General features: G+C 64.0%; 3 protein-coding genes and 2 rRNA genes (1 of these 5 running past the window's edge). 3 read left to right on the top strand and 2 right to left on the bottom strand.

Going from position 1 to position 6,804, the window contains the following annotated elements:
• The first annotated feature begins 65 nt into the window (after window positions 1-65).
• From hemH to ACSYS9_RS23990, 3 genes are all read left to right on the top strand, one after another.
• Complete coding sequence (gene hemH, locus ACSYS9_RS23980) at window positions 66-1,028, top strand: ferrochelatase (RefSeq protein WP_049462244.1); 963 nt, start codon at window positions 66-68, stop codon at window positions 1,026-1,028.
• Window positions 1,025-1,879 carry an alpha/beta fold hydrolase gene (locus ACSYS9_RS23985; protein WP_071229439.1) on the top strand — a complete coding sequence of 285 codons (855 nt, stop codon included), beginning with the start codon at window positions 1,025-1,027 and terminating at the stop codon, window positions 1,877-1,879. Before hemH ends, ACSYS9_RS23985 begins: the two co-directional genes overlap by 4 nt.
• Before the next feature lie 290 nt (window positions 1,880-2,169).
• Entirely contained in the window at window positions 2,170-4,275 is a 2,106-nt protein-coding gene (locus ACSYS9_RS23990; protein WP_071229438.1) for a methyl-accepting chemotaxis protein, read from the top strand.
• Window positions 4,276-4,727: 452 nt separating this feature from the next.
• Here the strand turns inward: ACSYS9_RS23990 and rrf are convergent.
• A 5S ribosomal RNA gene (gene rrf, locus ACSYS9_RS23995) occupies window positions 4,728-4,842 on the bottom strand.
• A 127-nt stretch (window positions 4,843-4,969) separates the two neighbouring features.
• Window positions 4,970-6,804 (bottom strand): 23S ribosomal RNA (locus tag ACSYS9_RS24000) (it continues 1,045 nt past the right edge of the window).

A 6,804-nucleotide genomic window follows, 5' to 3' on the forward strand; every position in this document is an offset into this window, starting at 1 on the left:
CGCGCTATGCCTGCAATCCGAACCCTGCATCCCGGCGCGGCACCGGATCGGCGACAATACCGCTCATGCTCGACGCACCCGATACCGCCGTGCTGGCGGTCAACCTAGGCACGCCCGAGACGCCGACGGCCCCCGCCGTACGCCGTTACCTGGCTGAATTCCTGTCCGACCCCCGCGTGGTCTCGATCCCGGCACTGCTGTGGCAGCCGTTGCTGCGCGGACTGATCCTGCCGCTGCGCAGCAGCCGTTCAGCGGCCAAGTACGCCCAGGTCTGGCTGCCGGAGGGCTCTCCGCTGATGGTGCATACGCGCCAGCTGGCGCAGGCCATGCAAGCGCTGTTGCCGACCCTGACGGTGCGCCATGCAATGCGCTATGGCGAACCGGCGCTGGCCAGCGAACTCGACCGGCTGGCGGCCGACGGTGCGCGCCGCGTCGTGGTGCTGCCGCTTTACCCTCAGTACTCCACCACCACCACCGCCTCGGTCGAAGACCGCGTCGATGCCTGGCAGCGCCGCAATCCGGGCGTGACCGTGAGCCTGGTACGCGACTATTCGGTCGATCCGGGCTGGGTCGACGCCGTTGCCGGCTCGATCCGCCGCTACTGGGAACAGCACGGTCGCGGCCAGAAACTGATGTTCTCCTTCCACGGCATCCCGCAGCGCCTGGCCGATGCCGGCGATCCGTATCCGCAGCGCTGCGAGGCCAGTGCGCAGGCCATCGCCAAGGCGCTGGAGCTGGGCAGGGACGACTGGCAGATGGGCTATCAGTCGCGCTTCGGCCGCGAGCGCTGGCTGCAGCCGTATGCCGAGCCCAGCCTGTGGGCGCTGGCCGAATCCGGCGTGAAGCAGATCGACGTGGTGTGTCCGGGCTTCGCCACCGACTGTCTGGAGACGCTGGAAGAAGTGGCACTGGGCTTCACCGAAACACTGGCCGAGCGCGGCGCGACGATGCGCTACATCCCCTGCCTCAACGCCGAACCGGAGCACGCGCGTGCGCTTGCGCGGCTTGCCGTGGCCTCGCTGGCATGAGTCTGCAACCGTTTGAACTGGAGGTCGGTGGCGCGCGCGTCGCCGGCCTGCGCAACCACGGTGACGGCCCGCGCGTGCTGGCCCTGCATGGCTGGCTCGACAACGCGGCCAGCTTCGTGCCGCTGGCGCCGCACCTGTCGTCGTTGCAGCTGGTGGCCATCGACCTGCCCGGCCACGGCCACAGCGCGCATCTGCCGGCCGGTGCCAGCTACACCACGGCCGCCGCCATCTGTCACGTACTCGACGTCGCCGACGCGCTGGGCTGGGACCGTTTCAGCCTGCTTGGCCATTCGATGGGCGCCGGCATCGCCAGCCTCACCGCCTCAGTCAGCGACCGTGTCGAACGGCTGGTGGCGATCGAAGCACTCGGCGGCCTGCGTGGTCCTGAGGAAGAAACCGCCAACCGCCTGCGCGAGCATGTGAATGCCACGCGCGCACTGGCACGCAAGCAGCTGCGCGTGTTCCCCGACCTCGCCGCGCCGATCCGCGCGCGGATGATGACCAACCAGCTCAGCGAGCGCTGTGCACGGCTGCTGGTCGAGCGCGGCGTGGAGGCGGTCGAAGGTGGTTACCGCTGGTGCAGCGACCCGCGCCTGATGCTGCCCACTGCGATCCGCCTCAGCGAAGGCCAGATCGACAACCTGCTGCAGGCCATCGCCTGCCCGACGCAGGTGATCTACGCCACACCGGCGCAGTCGTACTATCCCGAGCCGATGCGCAGCGATCGCCTGCAGCACCTGCGCGATGGCCGTCTGGCGGTGTTTGCCGGCAACCATCACCTGCACATGGAAGACCCGGAACAGATCGCGGGCGTGATCCTGCACTTCTTCAGCAACGGCAACGCCGGCTGAGCAAACGTATCCGCGCGCTTCACTCCGCGCGTTTGCGGCCGATACATCAGTTGCGGGCCCCTGCGTCCGCAGCACGCAGGTCCGGTCGGGCCTGCGGCGTGTGTCTGGTTCTGCAAGGAAGTCCGCATGCCCGCTCTGCTGCACCGTCACCCACAGGATGTGGCCACGGTGTCCCGTCTCCGCGTCGCTGATCGCGCCGCATTCCCCGAATTCCCGGCTCGCGCCCTGCTCACGCACTCCTGCGTGCGCCGCGGCGTGGCTGTTGTCGTTTGCTGATCCAGGAGTCGCCGATGTCCGTTGCATCCTCCCGTCCCCCCGATACCGCCCGCATGCCGCATCTGCAGCAGCTCGCGCGCCGCGCTGACCGTCGACTGCTGATCGGCAGCGCGGCGTTGGCTGTGGCTGGCCTCGTGCTGGCCCTGCGTGGGCCCCACGTACCGGGCGCTGCGTTGGCCGCGGCCGCCGTACTGCCCGCCCTCTGGCTGGCCGGTCCACAGGCGGGCCGGGCCGTCGCCCGCAATGGCCTGGCATTGCTGTTGTCGCTGCAGCTGGCCTTGTTGTGCGCGATCGTCGGCCTGGCGCCGGCGTTGCCGGTCGCGTTGCTGCTGGGCGTGCTGCTCAGCCACCGCGATCGCCTGCCGGTATGGCTGGCCGGTGGTGTTGGCACCCTCGCCCTGCTGGTACCGCTGCTGCACGGCGCAGCCGTGGGACCGACGTTGCTGCAGGCCGGCCTGTTCGCCAGCCTGACCGTGTTCCTCGGCCAGGTCGCGCTGCGCCTGCGGCAGCAGACCGAGGCACTTGGCCACGGCCCACGCCGCCTGGCGGCACTGGCGCGCGATATCGCGACGGGCACCGATCTGAGCGCACATGCGGATACTGCGGCCTATGCACCCGGTTCGCTGGCCCATGCGCTGGCCGATACCGCCCGCCACGTGCAGGCGCAGCGTGGGCGCGAGGCTGACGCGCATGCCGAGAATGCGCAGATCCGCCAGGCGCTGGATGCCTCGCGCACCGCGATGATGATTGCCGACAACGACCACGTGATCCGTTACGTGAACCGCTCGGTGGTGGCCCTGCTGCGCAACCAGCAGGCAACACTGCGCCAGGCCTTCCCCGACTTCGATGCCGAGCGCCTGGTCGGCAGCAGCATCCACCGCTTCCACGCCAACCCGGACCGCATCCGCGCGATCCTCAATGGCCTGCAGGTCACGCACAACGGCAAGGTCCAGATCGGCCCGGTGCACTTCGCGCAGGTGGTCACCCCGGTGTTCGATGCGCAGGGCGTGCGCCTGGGCTTCGCCGTGGAATGGCATGACCGCACCCATGAACTCGCGCTGGAAAACGCCGTGGCCGGCATCGTCGCAGCGGCAGCGGCCGGTGATCTGGACCAGCGCCTGCAGGCCACTGAAGGTGCCAGTTTCCTCGATGGGCTGACCGGTGGCATCAACCAGCTGCTCGATACGCTCGGCAGCACCGTCAACGAAGTGCGGCAGATGCTCTCGGCACTGGCCAATGGCGATCTGGACCGGCGCATGCACGGCGAGTATCACGGTGCTTTCGCTGCCATCCAGCGCGATGCGAATGCCACGGCCGGTCAGTTGGCACGCATGGTCGGTCGCATCCAGGAATGTGCGGCGTCGATCAGTACCGCCGCCAGCGAGATTGCCGCCGGCAACGGCGCGTTGTCCGAGCGCAGCGAGCGCCAGGCCGCGCACCTGCAGGAGACCGCAGCATCGATGGAGGAACTCACCGCCACCGTGCGCCAGAACGCCGCCCATGCGCGTGAGGCCAGTGCGTTGGCGGCTTCCACGCAGAGCGCTGCCAGTGACGGCAACACGGCCATGCAGCGGGTGGTGAATACCATGCAGGCCATCGAAGGTGCCTCGAAGCGGATCGGCGACATCACCGGCGTCATCGACGGCATTGCCTTCCAGACCAATATCCTGGCCTTGAACGCAGCCGTGGAGGCGGCACGCGCCGGCGAACAGGGCCGAGGCTTCGCGGTCGTGGCCAGCGAGGTGCGGGTACTGGCGCAGCGCTCTGCGGCGGCGGCCCTGGAGATCAAGAAGCTGATCGACGAAGCCGGCCGCCAGGTGGGTGAGGGTGCCCAGCTGGTAGCTGACGCCGGCCAACGCATGCAGGGCATTGTTGGCGGCGTGGAGGATGTCAGCCACCTGATGCGCGAGATATCCGCGGCGTCGCAGGAGCAGTCGATCGGTATCGAGCAGATCAACCAGACCGTGGTGCAGATGGATCAGGCCACGCAGCAGAATGCCGCGCTGGTGGAAGAAGCCACCGCCGCCGCACGCGAGCTGCAATCGCAGGCGGGTACGCTTACCGAGGCGGTGTCGGTGTTCCGCCAGCAGGAACCGCACGAGGTCTCGCAGGCCGCCTGATCCGGGCCTTCAGTTCGATCCTGATCAAGACGGCGCCCGCAGGGCGCCGTCTTTTTGTTGCGTAGGCCTTGCTGCCAGTAGCTGCCAACCTTGGTTGGCGCCGTGGTTCCTCACGGAGGGCATCCACGCATGGCGTGGATCTACTGGTAATGCCGGCCGCTGGCCGGCAATCACAGCGACGCGCACTGTCTGGTCTGCTGCCGGGGTTGGCACCGATCTTTGCAGGGACAGCCCATCCACGCATGGCGTGGACCTACTGTTGGTCCGGCTGCACTCGGTAGACGCCAACCTTGGTTGGCGCTGTGGCTGCCCGCGGAGAATATCCTCGCATAGCGTGGATCTACCGGCCGCTGTGCAGCCACGGCAGTGCCAGCCAGCGGCCGGCACGAACCGCATTTTCTGCACATAAAGAAAAACCCCGCTGCGTAAGCAGCGGGGTTTTTGGGTATAAACCCTGGCGATGACCTACTCTCGCATGGCTTGAGCCACACTACCATCGGCGCAGCTGCGTTTCACTTCCGAGTTCGGGATGGGATCGGGTGGTTCCACAGCGCTAATTTCACCAGGGAGGCGGTTGGAGCGTCGCCATCCGATGCAGCTGGATAAGGCGCCTGCCTCTCGTAGTTCTTGTGACGTAGCGTGCACTTGGATGCTCTTACGACGTTGTCGTAAAGCCAAGGCAACTTGAGGTTATATGGTCAAGCCTCTCGGATCATTAGTATCAGTTAGCTCAATACATTGCTGTACTTACACACCTGACCTATCAACCACGTAGTCTACATGGTTCCTTCAGGGGGCTTGTGCCCCGGGAGATCTCATCTTGAGGCGCGCTTCCCGCTTAGATGCTTTCAGCGGTTATCGCTTCCGAACATAGCTACCCGGCAATGCCACTGGCGTGACAACCGGAACACCAGAGGTTCGTCCACTCCGGTCCTCTCGTACTAGGAGCAGCCCCTCTCAAATCTCCAACGCCCATGGCAGATAGGGACCGAACTGTCTCACGACGTTCTGAACCCAGCTCGCGTACCACTTTAAATGGCGAACAGCCATACCCTTGGGACCGACTACAGCCCCAGGATGTGATGAGCCGACATCGAGGTGCCAAACACCGCCGTCGATATGAACTCTTGGGCGGTATCAGCCTGTTATCCCCGGAGTACCTTTTATCCGTTGAGCGATGGCCCTTCCATACAGAACCACCGGATCACTAAGTCCTAGTTTCCTACCTGCTTGATCCGTCGATCTTGCAGTCAAGCACGCTTATGCCTTTGCACACAGTGCGCGATGTCCGACCGCGCTGAGCGTACCTTCGAGCTCCTCCGTTACTCTTTAGGAGGAGACCGCCCCAGTCAAACTACCCACCATACACGGTCCCCGACCCAGATAATGGGCCCAGGTTAGAACGTCAAGCACGACAGGGTGGTATTTCAAGGATGGCTCCGCTGCAGCTAGCGCCACAGTTTCATAGCCTCCCACCTATCCTACACAGACGAACTCAACGTTCAGTGTAAAGCTATAGTAAAGGTTCACGGGGTCTTTCCGTCTTGCCACGGGAACGCTGCATCTTCACAGCGATTTCAATTTCACTGAGTCTCGGGTGGAGACAGCGCCGCTGTCGTTACGCCATTCGTGCAGGTCGGAACTTACCCGACAAGGAATTTCGCTACCTTAGGACCGTTATAGTTACGGCCGCCGTTTACTGGGGCTTCGATCAAGAGCTTCGCCTTGCGGCTGACCCCATCAATTAACCTTCCAGCACCGGGCAGGCGTCACACCCTATACGTCCACTTTCGTGTTTGCAGAGTGCTGTGTTTTTGATAAACAGTCGCAGCGGCCTGGTTACTGCGACCCTCTTCAGCTATAGCTCGCACGAGCCACCAAAAAGGGTGCACCTTCTCCCGAAGTTACGGTGCCATGTTGCCTAGTTCCTTCACCCGAGTTCTCTCAAGCGCCTGAGAATTCTCATCCTACCCACCTGTGTCGGTTTACGGTACGGTCTGCGTAAGCTGAAGCTTAGGAGCTTTTCCTGGAAGCGTGGTATCAGTGACTTCGCCTTAAAGGCTCGTCTCGGTGCTCGGTCTTAGAGGATCCCGGATTTGCCAAAGATCCAAACCTACCGCCTTTCCCCAGGACAACCAACGCCTGGTACACCTAACCTTCTCCGTCCCTCCATCGCACTTACGCGAGGTGCAGGAATATTAACCTGCTTCCCATCGACTACGACTTTCGTCCTCGCCTTAGGGGCCGACTCACCCTGCGCCGATTAACGTTGCGCAAGGAAACCTTGGGCTTTCGGCGTGCGGGTTTTTCACCCGCATTATCGTTACTCATGTCAGCATTCGCACTTCCGATACCTCCAGCAGACTTCTCAATCCACCTTCAACGGCTTACGGAACGCTCCTCTACCGCGCATAACAAAGTTATGCACCCCAAGCTTCGGTTCTGTGCTTAGCCCCGTTAAATCTTCCCCGCAGACCGACTCGACCAGTGAGCTATTACGCTTTCTTTAAAGGGTGGCTGCTTCTAAGC

The sequence above is a fragment of the Stenotrophomonas sp. STK17_22 genome, assembly GCF_051983905.1.
GTDB lineage: Bacteria > Pseudomonadota > Gammaproteobacteria > Xanthomonadales > Xanthomonadaceae > Stenotrophomonas > Stenotrophomonas maltophilia_A.

What these genes read in the sequence shown, in the direction of transcription:
- hemH (WP_049462244.1), top strand. Translation starts at nt 66, where the DNA reads ATGCTCGACGCACCCGATACCGCCGTGCTGGCGGTCAACCTAGGCACG.
- ACSYS9_RS23985 (WP_071229439.1), top strand. Translation starts at nt 1,025, where the DNA reads ATGAGTCTGCAACCGTTTGAACTGGAGGTCGGTGGCGCGCGCGTCGCC.
- ACSYS9_RS23990 (WP_071229438.1), top strand. Translation starts at nt 2,170, where the DNA reads ATGTCCGTTGCATCCTCCCGTCCCCCCGATACCGCCCGCATGCCGCAT.